Here is an 18,105-nt window from a genome sequence, read left to right as displayed (position 1 = left end):
GCGCTCGCTGCAGCCATGCCGGGAGCGCCCTTTCCGCGCGGTGCGATTTCTGATCCAAGGGCAGCGCTGTCCCTGCCCCGCTGGTCCCCGCAACCCCATGTCGATCGTCTTCTCCGCCCTCGTTGCGGTCTTCGTCGGCTTCGCCGCCTCGGTCGCGGTCATTCTTTCGGCCGCGCAGGCGCTCGGCGCCACGCCCGAGCAGACCGTTTCCATGGTCGCCGCCCTCGCCATCGGCACCGGCCTGCCCAGCATCTGGCTGTCCTGGCGCTACCGCATGCCGATGATCTGCGCCTGGTCGACGCCGGGTGCGGCGCTGATCGCCGCCGCCAGCGGCTTCGACATGGCCTCTGCCGTCGGCGCCTTCCTCGTCGCCGCCATGCTGATGATGCTGACCGCCGCCTTCCGCCCGCTCGGCCGGCTGATCGAGCGCATCCCGATGCCGATCGCCTCGGCGATGCTGGCGGGCGTGATCTTCCGTTTCGTCGTCGCCGTCTTCGACGAAATGCGGATATCGCCGCTGCTCGTGCTGCCCCTGCTCGCGATCTTCTTCGTCGCGCGGCTTCTCAACCCGTTCCTGGGCGTCGTCGCGGCGCTGGTCGCTGGCGTCGTCATCAGCTTCCTGGGCGGGCTCGCCCACTGGCCGGCCGGCGGGATCGCGCTCACCAGCCTCGAATTCGTCACGCCGCGCTTCGATATTGGCGCCATGCTCGGTATCGGCGTCCCGCTCTATCTCGTCACCATGGCAGCCCAGAACCTGCCGGGCTTCGCCGTGCTGCGCGCCGCCGGCTACAATCCCCCGACGGCGCCGGCCCTGTTCGCCACCGGGCTCGTCTCGCTGCTGACCGCACCCTTCGGCGCGCATATGTCCAACATGGCGGCGATATCAGCCTCGATCTGCACCGGCAGCGACACCCATCCCGATCCGAAGCAGCGCTGGAAGGCGGGCGTGATCTACGGCTTTTCCTATCTCGTCATCGCCGGCTGCACCGGCCTGCTGATCGCGCTCCTGCTGGCGCTGCCGAAGGCGCTGATCGTCGCCGTGGCGGGCTTGGGCCTCGCCGGCTCCTTCACCGGCGCGCTCGCGCAAGCGATGTCGTCGGACCGAGAGCGCTTCGCCGCGGCGATCGCATTCTGCGTCGCGGCGTCGAGTCTTTCGCTTTTCGGCATCGGCTCGGCCTTCTGGAGCCTCGTTGCCGGGCTTGCGGTCTTGACATTGGACTTCGCTGCGGGCCGTTTGCGCAGCCGATCATGACAACACATCCTTCCCCCACTCGCCTGATGCTCGTCACCCCGCCGGTCGAGGACGCCGACGCCATGGCCTTCCGCCTGATGCAGGCGATGGCCGGCGGCGATGTCGCGGCCATCCTGCTCCGGCTGACGCCCGGCGACGACCGCAGCCGCATCGAGCGCGTCAAGCGCCTCGCCGGCCCGGTGCAAGGCAACAGCGTCGCCCTCATCGTCGAGGACAATGCGCTGGTCGCCGCGCGCGGCGGCGCCGACGGCGTGCATATCACCGGCGGCCCGCAGGCGATCGCGGAGGCGCGCGCCAGCCTCAAGACCGAGCGCATCATCGGCGTCGGCGGCCTCAGGGCGCGCCATGACGCCATGGATGCCGGCGAGGCCGGCGTCGACTACGTCATGTTCGGCGAGCCGCGGCCGGACGGCAGCATGCCGCCCTTGCCGGCCGTAATCGAGCGCGCCGGCTGGTGGGCCGAGATCTTCGAGACGCCCTGCGTCGCCTATGCGCCGGATGCCGACTCGATCGAGCCGCTGATCGAAACCGGGGCCGAATTCGTGGCCCTCGGCGCCTGGGCCTTTGCCGAGGGGCAGGACATCCGCGCCCTGGTCGAGGCCGCCAATGCCGCCATGTCCGCCTGCGCGGCGCGGAAGGCCGCCCGATGAATCGAGCGGGCTGCGCGATCCTGCTGGCAGCCTCGCTCGGCGCCGCGGGCACGACGAGCGCCGCCGGCGCGCCGTTCGAGGACCTCGCCTATGGCGCCTATCAGGCCGGCCACTACCGGCGCGCCCAGACCGAGGCGCTGAAGCGCGTCGAGGCCGACCACAACGACGCCGCCGCGATGACGCTGCTGGGCGAGATCTACCGCCAGGGCCTCGGCGTGGCGCCCGACCAGAAGGCGGCCACCGAATGGTACCAGCAGGCGGATGCGCGCGGCGACATCAACGCCACCTTCGCGCTGGCGACCGAATTGCTCGACCCGAACAGCGGCAAGCCCGATCCCGTCCGCGCCGGGCAATTGCTGGAGAAGGCCGCCGCCGCCGGCCACCCGCTGGCCAACTACAACCTCGCCCTCGCGCTGCTGGCGACGGGCCGCGAGGCTGACGACAAGCGCGCCATCGCCTGCCTTCAGGTCGCCGCGAAGGCCCAGATCGGCGATGCGATGCATGCGCTCGGCGTCCTTGCCAGGCAGGGTCGCGGCCTGCCGCAATCCGGAGAGGTCGCGGCTAACTGGCTGAAGAAGGCCGCAGCCGCCGGCAATGTGCCGGGCGAGGTCGAATACGCCATCATGCTGTTCAACGGCACCGGCGTGCCGAAGGACGAAGCCGCCGCGGCGAAACTTTTCCTGCACGCCGCCTATCAGGGCAACGCCATCGCCCAGAACCGCCTCGCCAAGCTCTATCAGTTCGGCCTCGGTATCGCGCCCGACACGATCGAGGCCGCCGCCTGGCATCTCGCCGCCCGCTCGCAGGGGCTCGACGATGCGGCCCTGGACGAGCTGTTCGACCGTCTCAATCCCGAGCAGAAGGGCCGCGCCGCCAACATGGCCGCCTCCCGCATCAGCAGCTTCGTCTTGACGGCGCCCTAAGAGCCGCGCAAGTGACGGCACGCTATTTTCGCCGCGCGCTACGCTGCCGCAGGCTCACCGTGCCGTGACGGCGCGCAAGAGGTTCAGATGATTCGTTCTCCGTTGATGACCGTGATGACCGACGCCGTGATGAAGGCGTCCCGTTCGCTGAAGCGCGATTTCGGCGAGGTCGAGAATCTGCAGGTGCTCGCCAAGGGACCGGGCGACTTCGTCTCCAAGGCGGATCACAAGGCCGAACAGATCCTGCGCGAGTCGCTGGAGAAGGCCCGTCCCGGCTACGGCTTCGTCATGGAGGAGAGCGGCGTCGTCCACGGCACGGACGAGAGCAACCGCTGGCATATCGACCCGCTCGACGGCACCCACAACTTCCTGCGCGGCATCCCGCACTGGAACATCTCGGTCGCGCTGGAGCGCGACAACCAGTTCATCGCCGGCATCATCTATGATGCGGCCAAGGACGAGCTGTTCATGGCGGAGAAGGGCAAGGGCGCCTATGTCAACAACCGCCGCCTGCGCGTCTCCGGCCTCCGCGAGCCGACGGAGATGCTGGTCGGCACGGGCATTCCGCATATCGGCAAGGGCGGGCACGGCCAGTTCCTGCGCGAACTCGCGGCCGTGATGCCGCGCTTCGCCAATGTCCGCCGCCTGGGCTCGGCCGCACTCGACATCGCTTATGTCGCCGCAGGCCGCCTCGACGGCTACTGGGAGCGCGGGCTCAACACCTGGGATTTCGCGGCCGGCAGCGTGCTGATCCGCGAAGCCGGCGGCACCTTCGGCACGCTCGACGGCAAGCAGGTGACCAGCGCGAAGGACGTCATCTGCGGCAACGAAGCCTGTGAACAGGCGCTGCGCGCGGCCCTCAAGACGGCCGGCTGACATAGAACCTTGATCTTTCAGGCTTGATCCTGTCCGTAGGGGAGGCGACAGTTCCCTGCGAGCAGGATCCGACCGGGTTGAACCAGCCTGGTCGGGGAATCGCGCGCTCTGCGATCCGAGGCGAACGGAAGACGAAGCATGGCGAACGAGGATCTGGCGGCCGAAGAGATCACGGTCGCACCCCCGCGAGACGACACCCGCTTCTCCCGGCCTCTCCGCTATGTCGTCCGCGCGCTGGTCTTCCTCGCGCTGATCGGCTTCCTCGGCTACATCCTGCAAGCCGGGCTGGCCAAGGCCTTCATGACCAATCCGGGGCTGAACGGCCTCATCCTCGGCGCGCTGCTCGTCGGCGTGCTGGTCGCGCTGCGCGAGCTCTGGCGGCTGCACAGCGAGGCGCGCGCCGCCACCCGCCTCGCCGCCGCCCCCCGCCATGCCGAAACCCGCCGAGGCGAGGTCATCGCGCCGCTCGGCTCCGTGCTGCCGGCGCTGGACGAGGCCAGCCTCGCACCGGCCCAGGCCGTCTCCATCGTCGAATCGGTCTCCGTCCGGCTCGATGACGGGCGCGAGGTGCTGCGCTATCTCGCCGGTCTGCTCGTCTTCCTCGGCCTGCTCGGCACCTTCTGGGGTCTGCTCGAAACGGTCGGCTCGGTCGGCTCGGTCATCAATTCGCTGCGCACCGGGGCGGAAGCCGGCGTGCTCTTCGACGATCTCAAGGCCGGGCTCTCGGCGCCGCTCGCCGGCAYGGGCCTGTCCTTCTCCTCCTCGCTCTTCGGCATCGCCGGCTCGCTGATCCTCGGCTTCCTCGACCTGCAGGTCGCGCAGGCGCAGCGCCGCTTCCGCAACGAGATCGAAAGCTGGCTCGGCACGCGCACCGCCTTGCCGGGCGTGACCCCGCTCCTGCCGACCGGCAACCCGCTGGCCGACCGCTTCGACAAGCTGAGCGCGGCGATGGCCGACGGCGCCGCCAACAACCGGGCGGCGACGCAGGCGCTCGCCAATCTCGCCGAGGGCATTCAGGGCCTCGTCCAGCACATGCGCTCCGAGCAGCAGATGATCCGCGACTGGGTCGAGGCGCAGGCCACCCGCGAGAAGGACATGAAGCGGCTCATCGAACGCCTCACCGCGGACCACATCACGGAGCCATGATCCGCCCCGCAACCGCAGCAGGAAACTGACGATGGCCCTTTCCCGCGCCCACCGCCGCGAGGACGTGAATTTCTGGCCCGGCTTCGTCGACGCGCTCTCGACGATGCTGATCGGCATCGTCTTCCTGCTCACCGTCTTCGTGCTCGGCCAGTTCTTCCTCTCGCAGGAGCTGACCGGCAAGGACACGGCGCTGGAGCGGCTGAACAAGCAGATTTCCGAATTGACCGACCTTCTCGCCCTGGAGCGTTCCTCCAACCGGCAGGCGCAGGAGAGCCTGCAGCTCATGCAGTCGACGCTCGCCCAGACGCAGGGCGAGCGCAGCCGCCTGCAGGGCCTGCTCGACACGCAGCAGAACGGCAATGCCGGCGCCCAGCTCGCCGAGACGCAGAAGGCGCTGGAGAACGAGAAGCAGCTCTCCGCCCGCGCCCAGGCCTCGGTCGACCTCGTCAACCAGCAGATCATCGCCATGCGCCGCCAGCTCGCGGCGCTGGAGGAGGCGCTCGCCGCCTCCGAGGCCAAGGACAGGGATTCGCAGACCCGCATCGCCGATCTCGGCTCGCGCCTCAACGTGGCGCTGGCCCAGCGCGTGCAGGAGCTGGCGCGCTACCGCTCCGATTTCTTCGGGCGGCTGCGGCAGGTGCTCGGCACGCGGCCGGACATCCGCACCGTCGGCGACCGCTTCGTCTTCCAGTCCGAGATCTTCTTCGATGCCGGCCAGGCGGTGCTGAAGCCGGAGGGCCAGGCCGAGCTCGACAAATTCGCCACGGTCCTGCTCGACCTCGCCCGCGAGATGCCGCCGGACCTGCCCTGGATCCTGCGCGTCGACGGSCACACCGACRMSCGCCCGATCAAGACGGCGCAATTCCCGTCGAACTGGTATCTCTCCGCGGCCCGCGCCATCGCGGTGGTGGAGTATCTGATGTCGCGCGGCCTGCCCAATGACCGCGTCGCGGCGACCGGCTTCGGCGAATACCAGCCGCTCGACCTCGCCAATACCGACGAGGCCCATCGCCGCAACCGGCGCATCGAGTTCAAGATCACGGAGCGCTGAGGCCATGTCCCGCAGGCTTGCGGCCGCGCGGCCGCTGCTCGCCATCCTTGCGCTGCTGGGGGCCTATCCTGCATCGGCCGAGCCACGGACCTCGCCGGCCGAGGAATGCGCGGTCTGTCACGGTCTCGACGGCATCGCCCGCAGCGCCGACGTACCGCATCTCGCCGCCCAGAACGAACTCTACATGTACAACCAGATGCTGGCCTTCCGCTCCGGCAAGCGCCCGCACAAGGAGATGCGCTACATGGCCCGCTCGATCTCCCTGGCCGAGGCTCAGGCGCTTTCGGCCTATTACGCCTCGCTGCCGCGCTGAGGGCTGGCCTCAGGCCGCCTCCAGCCCGAACTGCAACGCCGCCAGCCTCGCATAGAGCCCGCCGCGCGCCTTGAGCTCGGCGTGGGTGCCTTGCTCGACGATGCGTCCTTCCTCCATCACGAGGATGCGGTCGGCCGAGAGGATGGTCGCGAGGCGATGCGCGACGACCAGCGTCGTGCGCCCCAGCATCAACCGGTCGAGCGCATCCTGCACCGCCCGCTCGCTTTCGGAATCGAGCGCGCTGGTCGCCTCGTCGAGCAGCAGGATCGGCGCGTCCTTCAGCACCGCCCGCGCAATCGCGAGCCGCTGGCGCTGCCCGCCCGAGAGCGTCACCCCGCGCTCGCCGACGATGGTGTCGTAGCCCTGCGGCAGAGCCCGGATGAAGCCGTCCGCCGCCGCGAGTCGCGCCGCTTCCTCGACCTCGGCCTGCGTGGCATCGGGGCGGCCATAGGCGATATTGTCCCGAACCGAGACACCGAAGACGGTCGGCTCCTGCGGCACCAGCGCGAAGCGCTGCCGCCAGACCTCCGGATCGGCTTCAGGCCCGGCCACGCCATCCACCACGACGCGCCCGCCCTGCGGATCGTAGAAGCGCAGCGCCAGTTGCAGCACCGTGCTCTTGCCCGCGCCGGACGGGCCGACCAGCGCAATGCGCTCGCCCGGCCGGATCGAGAAGCTGAGATGATGGAGCGCCGAGGCGTCCCGCCCGGGATAGCTGAACGAAACATCCTCGAAGGCGAGCTCGCCGAGCGAGGCCTCGGGCATCGGCTTAGGCATCGGCGGCGCGGCGATGGCAGGCTTCATCGCCAGGATTTCGCCAARCCGGCCGGAGGCGCCCGCCGCGGCGCTGATATCGCCATAGACCTCCGAGAGCTGGCCGAGCGAGCTCGCCGCCAGCACTGCATAAAGGATGAACTGCGACAGCCGTCCGCCGGTCATGCGCCCGTCGAACACCTCGGTCGCGCCGACCCACAGCACGCAGACGACGCTGGCCGAGACCAGGAAGATCGCGACGCCCGACAGCAGCGCCCGCGAGGCGGTCGCCTCCCGCGAGGCGCCATAGGCCCCGTCGGAAGCGGCCTCGAAGCGGGCCGATGTCTGCACCGCCGCGCCGAAGGATTGCATCGTGCGGATGGCACCGACCGCCTCCGCCGCGAAGGCGGAAGCCTCGGCCAGCCGGTCCTGCGCCGCCCGGGCGCGGTGCCTGACCGATCGCCCCGACATCACCAGCGGAATCACGATCAGCGGGATCACGCCGATGACGATGGCCGAGAGCCGCGGGCTCGTCGCCACCATCAGCCCGAGCGCGCCCAGCGCCATGATGGCGTTGCGCAACGCGATCGAGGCCGTCGAGGCGAAGGTGGACTTGATCTGCGTCGTGTCGGCGGTGAGCCGGGAGACGAGGTCGCCCGCCTTGCTCGAATCGAAGAAGGCGGGCTCCAGCCGGGTCAGATGCCGGAAGACGTCGGCACGCAGCGAGGCGACGATGCGCTCGCCCACCGTCATCACCAGATAGAATCGCGCCGAGCTCGCCAGCGCCAGCACGGCGACGACGCCGATCAGCAGGATGAAATAGCTGTTGGCGAGCTGCTGCTCCCCGCCGGCAAAGCCGACATCGATGACGCGCCGGACCGCGACGGGCAGGATCAGCGTCGCCAGCGAGGCCACGATGAGCGCGACGAGAGCCGCGGCGATGCGCCGCTTCTGCGCCCGCGCATAGGGCCAGAAGGTCGCCAGCGAACGGAAATCCGGCCGCGCCTTGTCGTCTTTCCCGTCAGCTTCGGCCACGCGCCGGAACTCCTGCTGCAATCGCGCGCTTCGCGCGCCCTGGAACGATAGCAATCTTCAACACCGGACAAAGCCGATCGGGCAAGCCTTGGCAAATGTCGCAACGCCGCAGGCGTGGTTCGGCACCGTCAAACTTGCGCTGCGCCTGCGTCTGCGATATGTGCTCGCGACTTCACGACAGGCTCATCCGAATTCTTTCGACGGGCCGGGCAGGTCCGCCTGCTTGTCGACACGCCCGTTTTTGTAAGCTTCGAGGATTTCGTCATGGCCAAGGCCGGCATCCACCCCGACTACCACACCATCAAGGTCGTCATGACCGATGGCAGCGAGTATGCGACGCGCTCGACCTACGGCAAGGAAGGCGACACGCTGAACCTTGACATCGACCCGAAGACCCACCCGGCCTGGACCGGCGGCACGCAGCATATGCTGGACCGCGGCGGCCGTGTCTCGCGCTTCAACTCGCGCTTCGCTGGCCTCGGCACGATCGGCAAGAAGTAAGTCGAAGCGGTCGCAAGGCCGCTTCCTCCGAAAATGCAAAAACCCGGCCTCGCGGCCGGGTTTTTTGTTTCGGGCTCATCGAGCGACGATCTCCGTCATTCCGGACAAGCTGCACAGCAGCGCAGATCCGGAATCCATCATAGGACTCCGCGGCTCTACGATGGATTCCGGGTCAAGCCCGGAATGACGATGAGGTACGCCCCAGCCCTCACCCCCGCAGCTCAAGCCGCGCCTGCAGGCTGGCGAGCTGGTCCTGCACCGGATTCGCGGTCTCCGGCAGCGGGGCATGGCCCGACATCTGCTCCTCGAGATGGCGGATGCGCGCCTGAAGGCGGACCGAATGGTCCATCAATTGGCGCAGCCGCTCGGGCAGCCGGGCGACGATATGCTCGGCCGGCGGGATCATCGGATCGCCGATCTTGACCTTGCTGTGCTCGGCCCGCGCCTGCTCGGCCGTCATCTCGCCCTCCGCGACGGCTCGCTGCACCAGCAGCCAGGAAGCGATCTGCATCAGCCGCGTCGTCAGGCGCATGCTCTCGGTGGCATAGGTCAGCGCGACCTCGCGCGGCAGCGCCGCCGATTCCTTGCGGCCCTCGCCATCGAGATAGGCCGCGGTCTGCTCGACCAGCCCCATGCCCTCGCGGAACAGGATCATGAAGGCGTCGGATCGAACGAAGCCGCGCGCGAAGGAGATCGTTCCTTCCCGGGGCAGTTCGAGCAACTGGGCGTCGTTCATACGGTGTCTCCCATCGGCACAATCGCGTGCGCCTCTGGAACGCAACGCGGATCATGCCCACGACACCGCAAGGATAGCGCCGTTAACGATGACCGGCCCCGGTAAGATGTCGTTAACCTTAATGGAGGTAGACATCCGTGGCGGCAACAAGGCAGTCCGCCGCCAGTACCCCGGATGCCCCTTGGATAAAAAAAGAGCCGCCAAAGGCGGCTCGTGAAGGTCAACAGGGAGGCGTCAAACAGAGTAGGCAGGAGCCACTCACATCCAGACAAACTGGATGATGCGATTCATACTTTGGAATCATTAATGATCCCTTAACCGGGACCCGGCCCGCCCGATTTTCAGGCCGGCCGGCGGAAGAAGGCGTCCGCCGCCGCGCGCGACGCGCTCTTGCTCGCCCGCGCCTCGGTCAGCCGCTCGATTTCGGCCTTCAGCGCGGCGATCCGCTCCTCCAGCTCGCCCAGCGACAGGGTCGACAGATCCTGCCCGATCTCATGGACGCGCTTCGGCTTCGGGCGATCATCCTCCGGGAATAACGACATGGCGGCCTCGCATCTCACCAAACTCGAAGGGGTAGGCTAAACAACTCTGACCCATGCCGCCAAGCTGCGCCGCAACATGCCGGGGGCAGCGGCCCGAAAACCAAATGCGGTTTTCGGGAAAAGCCAACGTTAAAACAAAGACCTATCTCGTCGGATCGATTACGCCATTCGACCCAGCAGGAGAGCCTCATGAACACCGCTTCGAGCATCGTTCCCCGGACCATGATCGCGATCGGCATGGAGGCCCCCGGCGGCCCCGACGTGCTGAAACCGCAGACGCGCCCCGTCCCGCAGCCGGCTGCCGGCGAGATCCTCGTCGCGGTCGCGGCAGCCGGGGTCAACCGGCCCGACGTGCTACAGAGGCAGGGCGGCTACAACCCGCCGCCCGGCGCTTCCGACATCCCGGGCCTCGAGATCGCCGGCACGGTCGTCGCGCTCGGCGAGGGCGCGACGCGCTTCGCGCTCGGCGACCAGGTTTGCGGCCTCGTCGCCGGCGGCGGCTATGCGCAATACGCCGTCGTCCACGAGAGCAACGCCCTGCCCGTGCCGACGGGGCTTTCGCTGATCGAGGCGGGCGCCGTCCCCGAGACCTATTTCACCGTCTGGACCAATGTCTTCCAGCGCGGGCGCCTGCAGGCGGGCGAGAGCTTCCTCGTCCATGGCGGCTCGTCGGGCATCGGCACCACGGCGATCCAGCTCGCCAAGGCCTTCGGCGCGACCGTGCTGGCGACCGCGGGTTCGGACGAGAAGTGCCAGGCCTGCCGCGAGCTCGGCGCCGACCACGCCATCAACTACCGCACGGAGGATTTCGTCGCGGCGACGAAGGCCGCGACCGCCGGGCGCGGCGTGAACCTGACCCTCGACATGGTCGGCGGGGACTATATCGACCGCAATTACGAGGCCGCCGCCGATCAGGGCCGCATCGTCCAGATCGCCTTCCTCAACGGGCCGAAAGCGACGGTCAATTTCAGCCGGCTGATGCTGAAGCGTCTGACCCACACCGGCTCGACGCTACGGCCCCGCACCGTCGCCGAGAAGGCCGCCATCGCAGCGGAATTGCAGGAGAAGGTCTGGCCGCTGCTGGACGCCGGACGCTGCAAGCCGCTGATCAGCGCGACCTTCCCGCTGGCGGAAGCGGCGCAGGCGCACCGCCTGATGGAATCGAGCGCCCATATCGGCAAGATCGTSCTGACGATATGAACGTCACTTTCCATGGACACCTGCCACGCGCTCGCCTATAAGGCGCGCCATCCTGCTCATCGTCGATGATTTGGATGGCCGGCCGAGGAGGCCGGTCGGCGCATGAGAGCTATTGTCCGCGACCCTGCCCTGCCGAGCCTGAGACGGCGCCAGGGCAATTCAGGAGACGCCCCCCGTGTCACAACCCCCGCTGATGCCCAAGGCCACTGCGGTCTGGCTGGTCGAGAACACCTCGCTGACCTTCGAGCAGATCGCCGAGTTCTGCAAGCTGCACCCGCTCGAGGTGCGCGGCATTGCCGATGGCGAAGTGGCGGCCGGCATCAAGGGTCTCGACCCGATCACCTCCGGCCAGCTCACCCGCGAGGAGCTCGAGCGCGCCGCCGCGAACCCGAACCATCATCTGCGCCTCGCCGAGCGCAAGGTGAAGGTGCCGGAGATCAAGCGCACCAAGGGCCCGCGCTACACCCCGGTCTCGAAGCGCCAGGACCGTCCGAACGCCATCCTCTGGCTGCTGCGCAACCACCCCGAGCTCAAGGACGCGCAGATCATTCGCCTGATCGGCACCACCAAGTCGACCATCGCGCAGATCCGCGACCGGACGCATTGGAACGCCCAGCAGCTCAATCCGATCGACCCGGTCAGCCTCGGCCTATGCTCGCAGATCGACCTGGACTTCGAGGTCGCCCGCGCCGCCAAGGACCGCCCGGCCGCGCTGGCCGAGGCCGGCTCGACCCTGCTCTCGGTCGAGGAAGCGACCGCTCCGGAGCCCGTGCGAACGGAGACCCAGCCCTTCGCCGACATGAGCCGGCCGAAGCGCGAGGAGGAAGCCGCGATCGACGTCGATTCCGTCTTCGCCAAGCTGAAGCAGATCAAGCGCCCGGCCGACGAGGACGACGAGGACTGAGGCTCGACCGATGCGTGACCGAGCCGCTCCCCCAGGACGGCTCGGTGATTATGCCACGCGCCGCTGGCGTTCACGCTCTGGAGTGGATATCGCGGCGCTCCGGGCTTTGCCCAACCTCGCGCACCAATCTCACGCCTTCATCGACCTGCGTCTTGGTCTCGTCGATCAGCAGCCGGRCATCCCGCGCCGCATCGGCCGATTGCTGAGCCAGCCGCCGAACCTCGGTGGCGACCACGGCGAAACCGCGCCCGCCCTCACCGGCGCGTGCCGCCTCGACCGAGGCGTTGAGCGCAAGCAGATTGGTCTGGAAGGCAAGACCGTCCATCACCTCGACGATATCGACGATCCGCCTTGCCTGATCGTCGATCCTGTCGATCGCCGCCACGGCGCTGCCGGCAACGGCCGCGCCTGCATCGGCGCTGTCGGCCGTGCTGCGGGCCTTGCTGGCGGCTGAGGAAACCTTCTCCGCCGTCGCCCGGATCGTCGCGGCAATCCCCTCGATCGCGGTGGACGTGTCTTCCAGAGCCGCGGCCTGACTTTCGCCGCGTTGCGACAGGTCGTCCGTCGCCGACAGGATCGCATCGGCGGCCTGACGCGTATCGGAAGCGCTCTGCGTGACATCAGCCAGCAGGCTGCCCAGCGCCTCGGCCGAGCGATTGAAATTCACCGCCACCCCGGCCAGCCGCCCCTCGAACCCGGTCGCCATCCGCGCCGTCAGATCGCCCGCTGCCAGCGCCGCCAGCGCCCGGTCCGTCTCGTCGAGAAAGCCTTCGCAGACGCCGGCGAGTTCGTCGACGCCCTGCACAAGCGAGCTCAGCCGGCCGAGATCGGATGTCTGCGTCGTCCGGACCGAGAAGTCGCCGCGCCGCGCCGCCTCGACCGTCGTTCCGACGGCGGCAAGCAGCCTGGCTTCCATGATGTCGCGCCGCTCGTCGGCAAGCTCGGCCTCGCGCCGCAGGTCATCCTCACGCTGCTGGTTCGCAATGGCGGTATCCGTCGCCACATCGGCCGTGAACAAGGCCTTTTCGAGCCGCAGCGCCAGCCAGACGAGCGCGCCGGCCTCGGCCAGCAGAATCACGGCATGGGTGACGACGCGCAGGAATTCCGCCCCGTCCGGAAACACCGCCAGCGGATAGATCAGGTTGAGGACGAGATGGTGGACTGCGACCACCGCCGTCGCGGCCAGGATCGCCCGCCAGCAGCACCACGCCGTCGTGACCGCGAGCGCGGCGAAGAAGGCCATGTGCATGTCGATCTGGTAGCGCGTGCCTTCGCAGGCCAGCACCAGCAGGGCCACCTGCCCGCACAGCGCGACCGTCGAGGTGATCCGCGTCGAGAGGCCCGTCCTGTCCTGCACCCAGGCCAGCGTTCCGCCACCCGCGAGAAGCGCGGAGACCAGAGCGACCGCAACCATGGAATGCCCGTTGAACCAGGCGACGAGGGCGACGATCGGAACGAACCCCCATTGCCCGTACATCAGCGGCGTCGTGAAGGCCTGACGAATGTCATTGAGGCTGCGGCTCACCGGATCCACCCTTCCGTCGCGTGTCATGAACGCCCCGTCGAGGCCAGACAACCGCCGCGACCGGCGCCGTCCAGAACGAGAAGGGCTCCTGCGAGATAGAGACGCGTCGCAAAGCCCGGGCTCTCGGCGCGGGCAACGAATCCGAACGAGCTGAAGCGTGCCAGCACCGTGCCGCCGGCATGTGCGACCGCGGCGGCGGCGGCACGGCCATCGGCAGCAAAGACGATCACCGACGCGTTATCGCGCGGCGCCAGCACCAGCGCGAACGGCGCCAGCGCGACGATCAATGGCAACAAGATCCGGCCAGCTTGCAAAGCAGCCATATTCAGCGCCTGCGGCTATCCCCACCACAGTCGATCTTGCCACCAAACCGTAAATTCAACGTGAAGTTGTATTGCCGTTGCGAAACCTCACGCAACGGCGATGTCCGTGGTCAGCCCAGCCCCCTGCCCTTCAGCACCGCGCCGATCTCGTCGAGCACCCCGACATCCTCGATCGTCGCCGGCACGGCATAATCCTCGCCATCGGCGATCTTCTTCATCGTCGCCCGCAGGATCTTGCCGGAGCGCGTCTTCGGCAGCCGGTTGACCGTCACCGCCAGCTTGAAGGCCGCCACCGGCCCGATCCGCTCGCGCACCAGCGCGACGAGTTCTCGCTCGACCTCCGCCGGCGACTGCGTCACCCCTGCCTTCAGCACCACGAAGCCGCAGGGCTGCTCGCCCTTGAGCGCGTCGCGGATGCCGACGACCGCGCATTCAGCCACGGCCGGATGGGCCGCCAGAACCTCCTCCATGCCGCCGGTCGAGAGCCGATGGCCGGCGACGTTGATGATGTCGTCGGTGCGGCCCATGATGAAGACATAGCCGTCTTCATCGATAAAACCGGCATCCGAAGTGTTGTAATAGCCCGGATAGGTCGTGAGATAGGCCTCCCGGAAGCGCGCATCGTCGTTCCACAGCGTCGGCAGCGCGCCCGGCGGCAGCGGCAGCTTCAGCACGATCGCGCCCATCTTGCCCGCCTCGACCGGCCGGCCGCCTTCGTCGAGGCACTGCACGTCCCAGCCCGGCAGCGGCACGGTCGGCGAGCCGTGCTTGATCGGCAGCAGGCCCAGGCCCATCGGGTCGCCGACGATCGGCGAGCCGCTTTCCGTCTGCCACCAATGGTCGATCACCGACACCTTCAGCAGCGCCTCGGCCCATTTCAGCGTCTCGGGATCGGCCCGCTCGCCGGCGAGGAACAGCGCCCTGAAGCGCGAGAGATCGTGCCCGGCGAGGTGCTTGCCTTCCGGGTCCTCCTTGCGGATGGCGCGGAAGGCGGTCGGGGCCGTGAACAGCACCTTCACCCCGTGCTCGGCGATCACCCGCCAGAAGGCGCCGGGATCGGGCGTGCCGACCGGCTTGCCTTCATAGAGCACGCTGGTCGCGCCCTGGATCAGCGGCGCATAGACGATATAGCCATGGCCGACGACCCAGCCGACATCGGAGGCGCAGAACATCACTTCGCCCGGCCCGACATCGAAGAGCTGGTCCATCGTCGCCTTGAGCACGACCATGTGGCCGCCATTATCGCGGACCACGCCCTTGGGCCGGCCGGTCGTGCCGGAGGTGTAGAGGATGTAGAGCGGGTCGGTCGCGGCGACCTCGACGCAATCGGCCTTGCGCCCGGTGGCCTTCGCGGCCGCGACCAGCATGCGCCAGTTCTTGTCGCGCGCCGCATGCATCGAGGCCTCGGCCTGCGGCCGCTGCAGGATCACGCAAGCCTGCGGCTTGTGCCGGGCCATTGCGATCGCGCCGTCGAGCAGCGGCTTGTACTCGACCACCCGCGTCGGCTCGATGCCGCAGGTTGCGCTCAGGATCACCTTGGGCTCGGCATCGTCGATGCGCGTCGCCAGTTCCTTGGCAGCGAAGCCGCCGAACACCACCGAATGCACGGCGCCGATCCGCGCGCAGGCGAGCATGGCGAAGGCCGCCTCCGGCACCATCGGCATATAGATCAGGACGCGGTCGCCCTTGCCGACGCCAAGGTCCTGCAGCACGGCGGCGAGCGTCGCGACCTCGTCGAGCATCTCGGCATAGGTATATCTGGCCTTCGTTCCGGTGACGGGGCTGTCATGAATCAGCGCGACCTGCTCACCGCGCCCGTCGCGCACATGCCGGTCGAGCGCGTTGAAGCAGGTGTTGCAGGTCGCATCCGGGAACCAGCGACCATAGATACCGGCAGCGGCGTCGAAGGCCTTTTGCGGCGGCTTGATCCAGTCGATCCCCTTGGCGATGTCGAGCCAATAGGCTTCGGGGTCGGCCTGCCAGCTTGCATAGGTTTCGCTATAGCTTTGCGCCGGGCGGGCGGGCGCCGCATGGGAGCCATTCATGGGAAGCGTTCCTCTGCGCCGGGTTTCATCCTAAAGCCCCGTGGCGAGCCGGCGTTGGCGGGGCTGGTTTTGCGCGGAATCCTGCGCACTCCCCTCAGCCAGTGCAAGCGCGCTGCTTTAAGACTTTCGCCCACCCCCTTCCGAACCTCTCGGCCCTGCGGCGCAGCATTCCTCCATGCCCTTCGATCTCGTCTTCTTCGCCGCCATGGTGCCGGCCGTCATCCTGACCGGGCTGGCGAAAGGCGGCTTTTCCGGGATCGGCCTCTTGTCCCTGCCGCTGATGGCGCTGGTCGTCTCGCCGGTGACGGCGGCGGCGATCATGCTGCCGCTGCTGATCGCGCAGGATGTGGTCTCGGTCTGGTCCTACAGGCGCGAATTCGATCGCCGCAATCTGGCGACGCTGGCGCCCGGCGCGCTCCTGGGCATCCTCATGGGTTATCTGCTGGCGGCAAAGGTCTCGGACGCAGCCGTCGTCCTGGCGGTCGGGCTGATCTCGGTCGGCTTCGCGCTGCGCCGCATGCTGAGCGACGGCAAGAAGCCGACTGTCGCGACGCAGGCGAGCTGGGGCGCGGGCAGCTTTTGGGGTTTCTTCTGCGGGTTCACCAGCATGGTCGCCCATGCCGGCGGCCCGCCCTTCCAGATCTACGCCATGCCGCAGAAGCTGCCGCCCGCCGTCTTCGTCGGCACCGGCGCGATCTTCTTCGCCGCGATGAACTGGGTGAAGATCATTCCCTATATCGCGCTCGGGCAGTTCAGCGCCGCAAACCTCATCGCCTCCGCCGCGCTGCTGCCCTTCGCCATCGCCGCGACCTTCGCCGGGGTCTGGCTGGTCCGTCGCGTCCCGGCCGAGCGCTTCTAMGGCATCATCTACTGGCTGCTGGTCGTGGTGGGGCTCAAGCTCGTCTTCGATGGGCTCGGCGGCCTGGGTCTGCGCCTGTGGGGGTGAGCGCCCGGCCCCGCGTCAGAAGGCGATCGAGCGCGACGAAGGCGAATCCGACCAGCAGGAACAGCAGCATCATGCCGAGCGCGTTCGCGGCCATCCGGCCATAGCCGAGCCTCGCCACGTCGATGAACGGATAGGGGTAGAAGCCCGAAGCCGCGCCACGTGCCAGCACCCAGGCGAGATAGAGCCCGGGATAGGCGAGCCAGCCGAGCAGCATCGCCCAGCGCAGCCTGCCCTTGGCCGCGAAGGCCAGCCAGAAGGCGAGATAGAGCAGCGGCATGGCATAGTGCAACGCCACATCCACCCACCATTGCAGGCCGGTCGGCGCCCATGTGTGGCGCAGGATGGCGACATAGATCAGGCCGACAACGGCGATATAGCCGGCTGTCGCCGCCTGCACCGCGGGCCGGCCGAGGATGCCGCGACCGGGAGCGAGCACGGCCTGCGTCAGGACGAGCGCGACCAGCATGTTGGTCAGGATCGTGAAGAAGCTGACATAGCGCAGGACCATCTCGCCGGCAGGCAGCCCCCGCGCGCTGCCGTTGACCACGCTCAGGTAGAACTGGAGCGCCAGCGCCACCCAGCCGGTCATCCCCGCCAGGGCAGCAAAGACCCGCATCGTCTCTCTCCAGACCGGTTCCATGGCATCGTGGCGAGAAGCATTCCGCACCGCAAGCCCGCCGCCATCGACGATTGCGCCGCATCGGCAAAAGGGATGGATTACGGTTGAGCCGGCAAGCGGCTAATCYTGCGGCGACACGACGGCGGAAGGCCCAAGATGAAGACCACGCCCTATGACACCGATCTCGACCGCAACCCGGCCAATCACCAGCCGCTGACGCCGCTCACCTTCCTCGAGCGCGCCGCCGCGATCTTCCCCAGCCACACCGCGATCGTCCACGGCCCGCTCGCCCGCTCCTATGCCGAGTTCTATGCTCGCTCCCGCCGCCTCGCCTCGGCGCTGGCGAAACACGGCATCGGCAAGAACGACACGGTCGCAGCGATGCTGCCGAACACGCCCGCCATGCTCGAATGCCATTACGGCGTGCCGATGGCCGGTGCCGTGCTCAACACGCTCAACACCAGGCTCGACGCCGCCATCATCGCCTTCTCGCTCGACCATGGCGAAGCGAAGGTGCTGATCACCGACCGCGAATTCTCCGGCACGATCCGGGAGGCGCTGGCGCTCTGCAAGGCGAAGCCGCTCGTCATCGACTATGACGACCCGGTCTATGACGGGCCGGGCGAGCGCCTCGGCAGCGTCGACTACGAGGATTTCGTCGCCTCCGGCGATCCGGAATTCGCGTGGCGGATGCCGGACGATGAATGGGACGCTATCGCGCTGAACTACACCTCCGGCACCACCGGCGACCCCAAGGGCGTGGTC

General features: G+C 68.2%; 19 protein-coding genes. 12 read left to right on the top strand and 7 right to left on the bottom strand.

What is annotated here, in order from left to right; genetic code table 11:
- The first annotated feature begins 97 nt into the window (after nucleotides 1-97).
- From AB4Y99_RS06375 to AB4Y99_RS06345, 7 genes are all read left to right on the top strand, one after another.
- Nucleotides 98-1,252: a benzoate/H(+) symporter BenE family transporter gene (locus AB4Y99_RS06375; RefSeq protein WP_441522738.1), complete on the top strand. Its 1,155-nt coding sequence runs from the start codon at nucleotides 98-100 to the stop codon at nucleotides 1,250-1,252.
- On the top strand, nucleotides 1,249-1,902 hold the full coding sequence (locus tag AB4Y99_RS06370) for a thiamine phosphate synthase (RefSeq protein ID WP_038359659.1): 654 nt from the start codon (nucleotides 1,249-1,251) through the stop codon (nucleotides 1,900-1,902). Before AB4Y99_RS06375 ends, AB4Y99_RS06370 begins: the two co-directional genes overlap by 4 nt.
- Nucleotides 1,899-2,825 (top strand): tetratricopeptide repeat protein, encoded by a 927-nt coding sequence (locus AB4Y99_RS06365; protein WP_441522737.1) that lies wholly within the window; start codon nucleotides 1,899-1,901, stop codon nucleotides 2,823-2,825. The genes AB4Y99_RS06370 and AB4Y99_RS06365 overlap by 4 nt, the downstream gene beginning before the upstream one ends.
- Nucleotides 2,826-2,912: 87 nt before the next feature.
- Nucleotides 2,913-3,701: an inositol monophosphatase family protein gene (locus tag AB4Y99_RS06360; protein ID WP_441522736.1), complete on the top strand. Its 789-nt coding sequence runs from the start codon at nucleotides 2,913-2,915 to the stop codon at nucleotides 3,699-3,701.
- 138 nt (nucleotides 3,702-3,839) lie between these two features.
- Nucleotides 3,840-4,847, top strand: a complete 1,008-nt coding sequence (locus AB4Y99_RS06355) for a flagellar motor protein MotA (RefSeq protein WP_441522735.1) — start codon at nucleotides 3,840-3,842, stop codon at nucleotides 4,845-4,847.
- 31 nt (nucleotides 4,848-4,878) lie between these two features.
- Nucleotides 4,879-5,898: a peptidoglycan -binding protein gene (locus tag AB4Y99_RS06350; protein ID WP_441522734.1), complete on the top strand. Its 1,020-nt coding sequence runs from the start codon at nucleotides 4,879-4,881 to the stop codon at nucleotides 5,896-5,898.
- 4 nt (nucleotides 5,899-5,902) lie between these two features.
- Complete coding sequence (locus tag AB4Y99_RS06345; RefSeq protein ID WP_441522733.1) at nucleotides 5,903-6,211, top strand: c-type cytochrome; 309 nt, start codon at nucleotides 5,903-5,905, stop codon at nucleotides 6,209-6,211.
- A gap of 9 nt (nucleotides 6,212-6,220) precedes the next feature.
- Here AB4Y99_RS06345 and AB4Y99_RS06340 read toward each other — a convergent pair whose 3' ends face one another.
- Nucleotides 6,221-7,999, bottom strand: coding sequence for an ABC transporter transmembrane domain-containing protein (locus AB4Y99_RS06340; RefSeq protein WP_441522732.1), 1,779 nt, complete (start codon nucleotides 7,997-7,999; stop codon nucleotides 6,221-6,223).
- A 264-nt stretch (nucleotides 8,000-8,263) separates the two neighbouring features.
- Here AB4Y99_RS06340 and rpmE point away from each other — a divergent pair, with 264 nt between their 5' ends.
- A complete protein-coding gene (gene rpmE / locus AB4Y99_RS06335) occupies nucleotides 8,264-8,500 on the top strand; it encodes a 50S ribosomal protein L31 (RefSeq protein WP_038359667.1) in 237 nt (78 codons plus the stop codon).
- 208 nt (nucleotides 8,501-8,708) lie between these two features.
- On the opposite strand, the gene rcdA is transcribed toward rpmE, so the two are convergent.
- Nucleotides 8,709-9,236 carry a protease adaptor protein RcdA gene (gene rcdA / locus AB4Y99_RS06330; protein ID WP_051987581.1) on the bottom strand — a complete coding sequence of 176 codons (528 nt, stop codon included), beginning with the start codon at nucleotides 9,234-9,236 and terminating at the stop codon, nucleotides 8,709-8,711.
- Nucleotides 9,237-9,577: 341 nt separating this feature from the next.
- Entirely contained in the window at nucleotides 9,578-9,778 is a 201-nt protein-coding gene (locus AB4Y99_RS06325; protein WP_038359669.1) for a DUF1192 domain-containing protein, read from the bottom strand.
- Nucleotides 9,779-9,967: 189 nt separating this feature from the next.
- On the opposite strand from AB4Y99_RS06325, the gene AB4Y99_RS06320 reads away from it, so the two are divergent.
- Both AB4Y99_RS06320 and AB4Y99_RS06315 read left to right on the top strand, forming a co-directional pair.
- Nucleotides 9,968-10,978: an NAD(P)H-quinone oxidoreductase gene (locus AB4Y99_RS06320; RefSeq protein ID WP_133564553.1), complete on the top strand. Its 1,011-nt coding sequence runs from the start codon at nucleotides 9,968-9,970 to the stop codon at nucleotides 10,976-10,978.
- A gap of 175 nt (nucleotides 10,979-11,153) precedes the next feature.
- The gene (locus AB4Y99_RS06315; protein WP_038359672.1) at nucleotides 11,154-11,882 is read left to right on the top strand and encodes a DUF1013 domain-containing protein; all 729 of its coding nucleotides are present in this window, start codon (nucleotides 11,154-11,156) and stop codon (nucleotides 11,880-11,882) included.
- A 70-nt stretch (nucleotides 11,883-11,952) separates the two neighbouring features.
- Here AB4Y99_RS06315 and AB4Y99_RS06310 read toward each other — a convergent pair whose 3' ends face one another.
- The 3 genes from AB4Y99_RS06310 to AB4Y99_RS06300 all read right to left on the bottom strand — a co-directional run bounded on the left by AB4Y99_RS06310 (nucleotide 11,953) and on the right by AB4Y99_RS06300 (nucleotide 15,775).
- Nucleotides 11,953-13,407: a methyl-accepting chemotaxis protein gene (locus AB4Y99_RS06310; RefSeq protein ID WP_441522731.1), complete on the bottom strand. Its 1,455-nt coding sequence runs from the start codon at nucleotides 13,405-13,407 to the stop codon at nucleotides 11,953-11,955.
- A gap of 23 nt (nucleotides 13,408-13,430) precedes the next feature.
- A complete protein-coding gene (locus tag AB4Y99_RS06305; protein ID WP_112764736.1) occupies nucleotides 13,431-13,694 on the bottom strand; it encodes a hypothetical protein in 264 nt (87 codons plus the stop codon).
- A gap of 146 nt (nucleotides 13,695-13,840) precedes the next feature.
- A complete protein-coding gene (locus tag AB4Y99_RS06300; RefSeq protein WP_441522730.1) occupies nucleotides 13,841-15,775 on the bottom strand; it encodes a propionyl-CoA synthetase in 1,935 nt (644 codons plus the stop codon).
- Between the two features lie 175 nt (nucleotides 15,776-15,950).
- Here AB4Y99_RS06300 and AB4Y99_RS06295 point away from each other — a divergent pair, with 175 nt between their 5' ends.
- Nucleotides 15,951-16,721, top strand: a complete 771-nt coding sequence (locus tag AB4Y99_RS06295) for a sulfite exporter TauE/SafE family protein (protein ID WP_441522729.1) — start codon at nucleotides 15,951-15,953, stop codon at nucleotides 16,719-16,721.
- Here the strand turns inward: AB4Y99_RS06295 and AB4Y99_RS06290 are convergent.
- Nucleotides 16,669-17,337, bottom strand: coding sequence for a Pr6Pr family membrane protein (locus AB4Y99_RS06290; RefSeq protein WP_441522728.1), 669 nt, complete (start codon nucleotides 17,335-17,337; stop codon nucleotides 16,669-16,671). The two genes, AB4Y99_RS06295 and AB4Y99_RS06290, sit on opposite strands and share 53 nt — an antisense overlap.
- Nucleotides 17,338-17,496: 159 nt before the next feature.
- On the opposite strand from AB4Y99_RS06290, the gene AB4Y99_RS06285 reads away from it, so the two are divergent.
- A partial coding sequence (locus AB4Y99_RS06285) for an AMP-binding protein (RefSeq protein ID WP_441522727.1) occupies nucleotides 17,497-18,105 on the top strand: 609 nt, incomplete at its 3' end.

Origin of the sequence: Allobosea sp. TAB14 (assembly GCF_052113865.1) — a bacterium.
Classification (GTDB): Bacteria; Pseudomonadota; Alphaproteobacteria; order Rhizobiales; family Beijerinckiaceae; genus Allobosea; species Allobosea spartocytisi.
The sequence above is the reverse complement of the archived record's forward strand: the minus strand, read 5'-3'. Positions and strand labels throughout refer to the sequence as shown.

Excerpts from the sequence above, each read along its gene's own strand:
- AB4Y99_RS06375 (WP_441522738.1), top strand. The coding sequence starts at position 98 with ATGTCGATCGTCTTCTCCGCCCTCGTTGCGGTCTTCGTCGGCTTCGCC.
- AB4Y99_RS06370 (WP_038359659.1), top strand. The coding sequence starts at position 1,249 with ATGACAACACATCCTTCCCCCACTCGCCTGATGCTCGTCACCCCGCCG.
- AB4Y99_RS06365 (WP_441522737.1), top strand. The coding sequence starts at position 1,899 with ATGAATCGAGCGGGCTGCGCGATCCTGCTGGCAGCCTCGCTCGGCGCC.
- AB4Y99_RS06360 (WP_441522736.1), top strand. The coding sequence starts at position 2,913 with ATGATTCGTTCTCCGTTGATGACCGTGATGACCGACGCCGTGATGAAG.
- AB4Y99_RS06345 (WP_441522733.1), top strand. The coding sequence starts at position 5,903 with ATGTCCCGCAGGCTTGCGGCCGCGCGGCCGCTGCTCGCCATCCTTGCG.
- rpmE (WP_038359667.1), top strand. The coding sequence starts at position 8,264 with ATGGCCAAGGCCGGCATCCACCCCGACTACCACACCATCAAGGTCGTC.
- rcdA (WP_051987581.1), bottom strand. The coding sequence starts at position 9,236 with ATGAACGACGCCCAGTTGCTCGAACTGCCCCGGGAAGGAACGATCTCC.
- AB4Y99_RS06325 (WP_038359669.1), bottom strand. The coding sequence starts at position 9,778 with ATGTCGTTATTCCCGGAGGATGATCGCCCGAAGCCGAAGCGCGTCCAT.
- AB4Y99_RS06300 (WP_441522730.1), bottom strand. The coding sequence starts at position 15,775 with ATGAATGGCTCCCATGCGGCGCCCGCCCGCCCGGCGCAAAGCTATAGC.
- AB4Y99_RS06290 (WP_441522728.1), bottom strand. The coding sequence starts at position 17,337 with ATGCGGGTCTTTGCTGCCCTGGCGGGGATGACCGGCTGGGTGGCGCTG.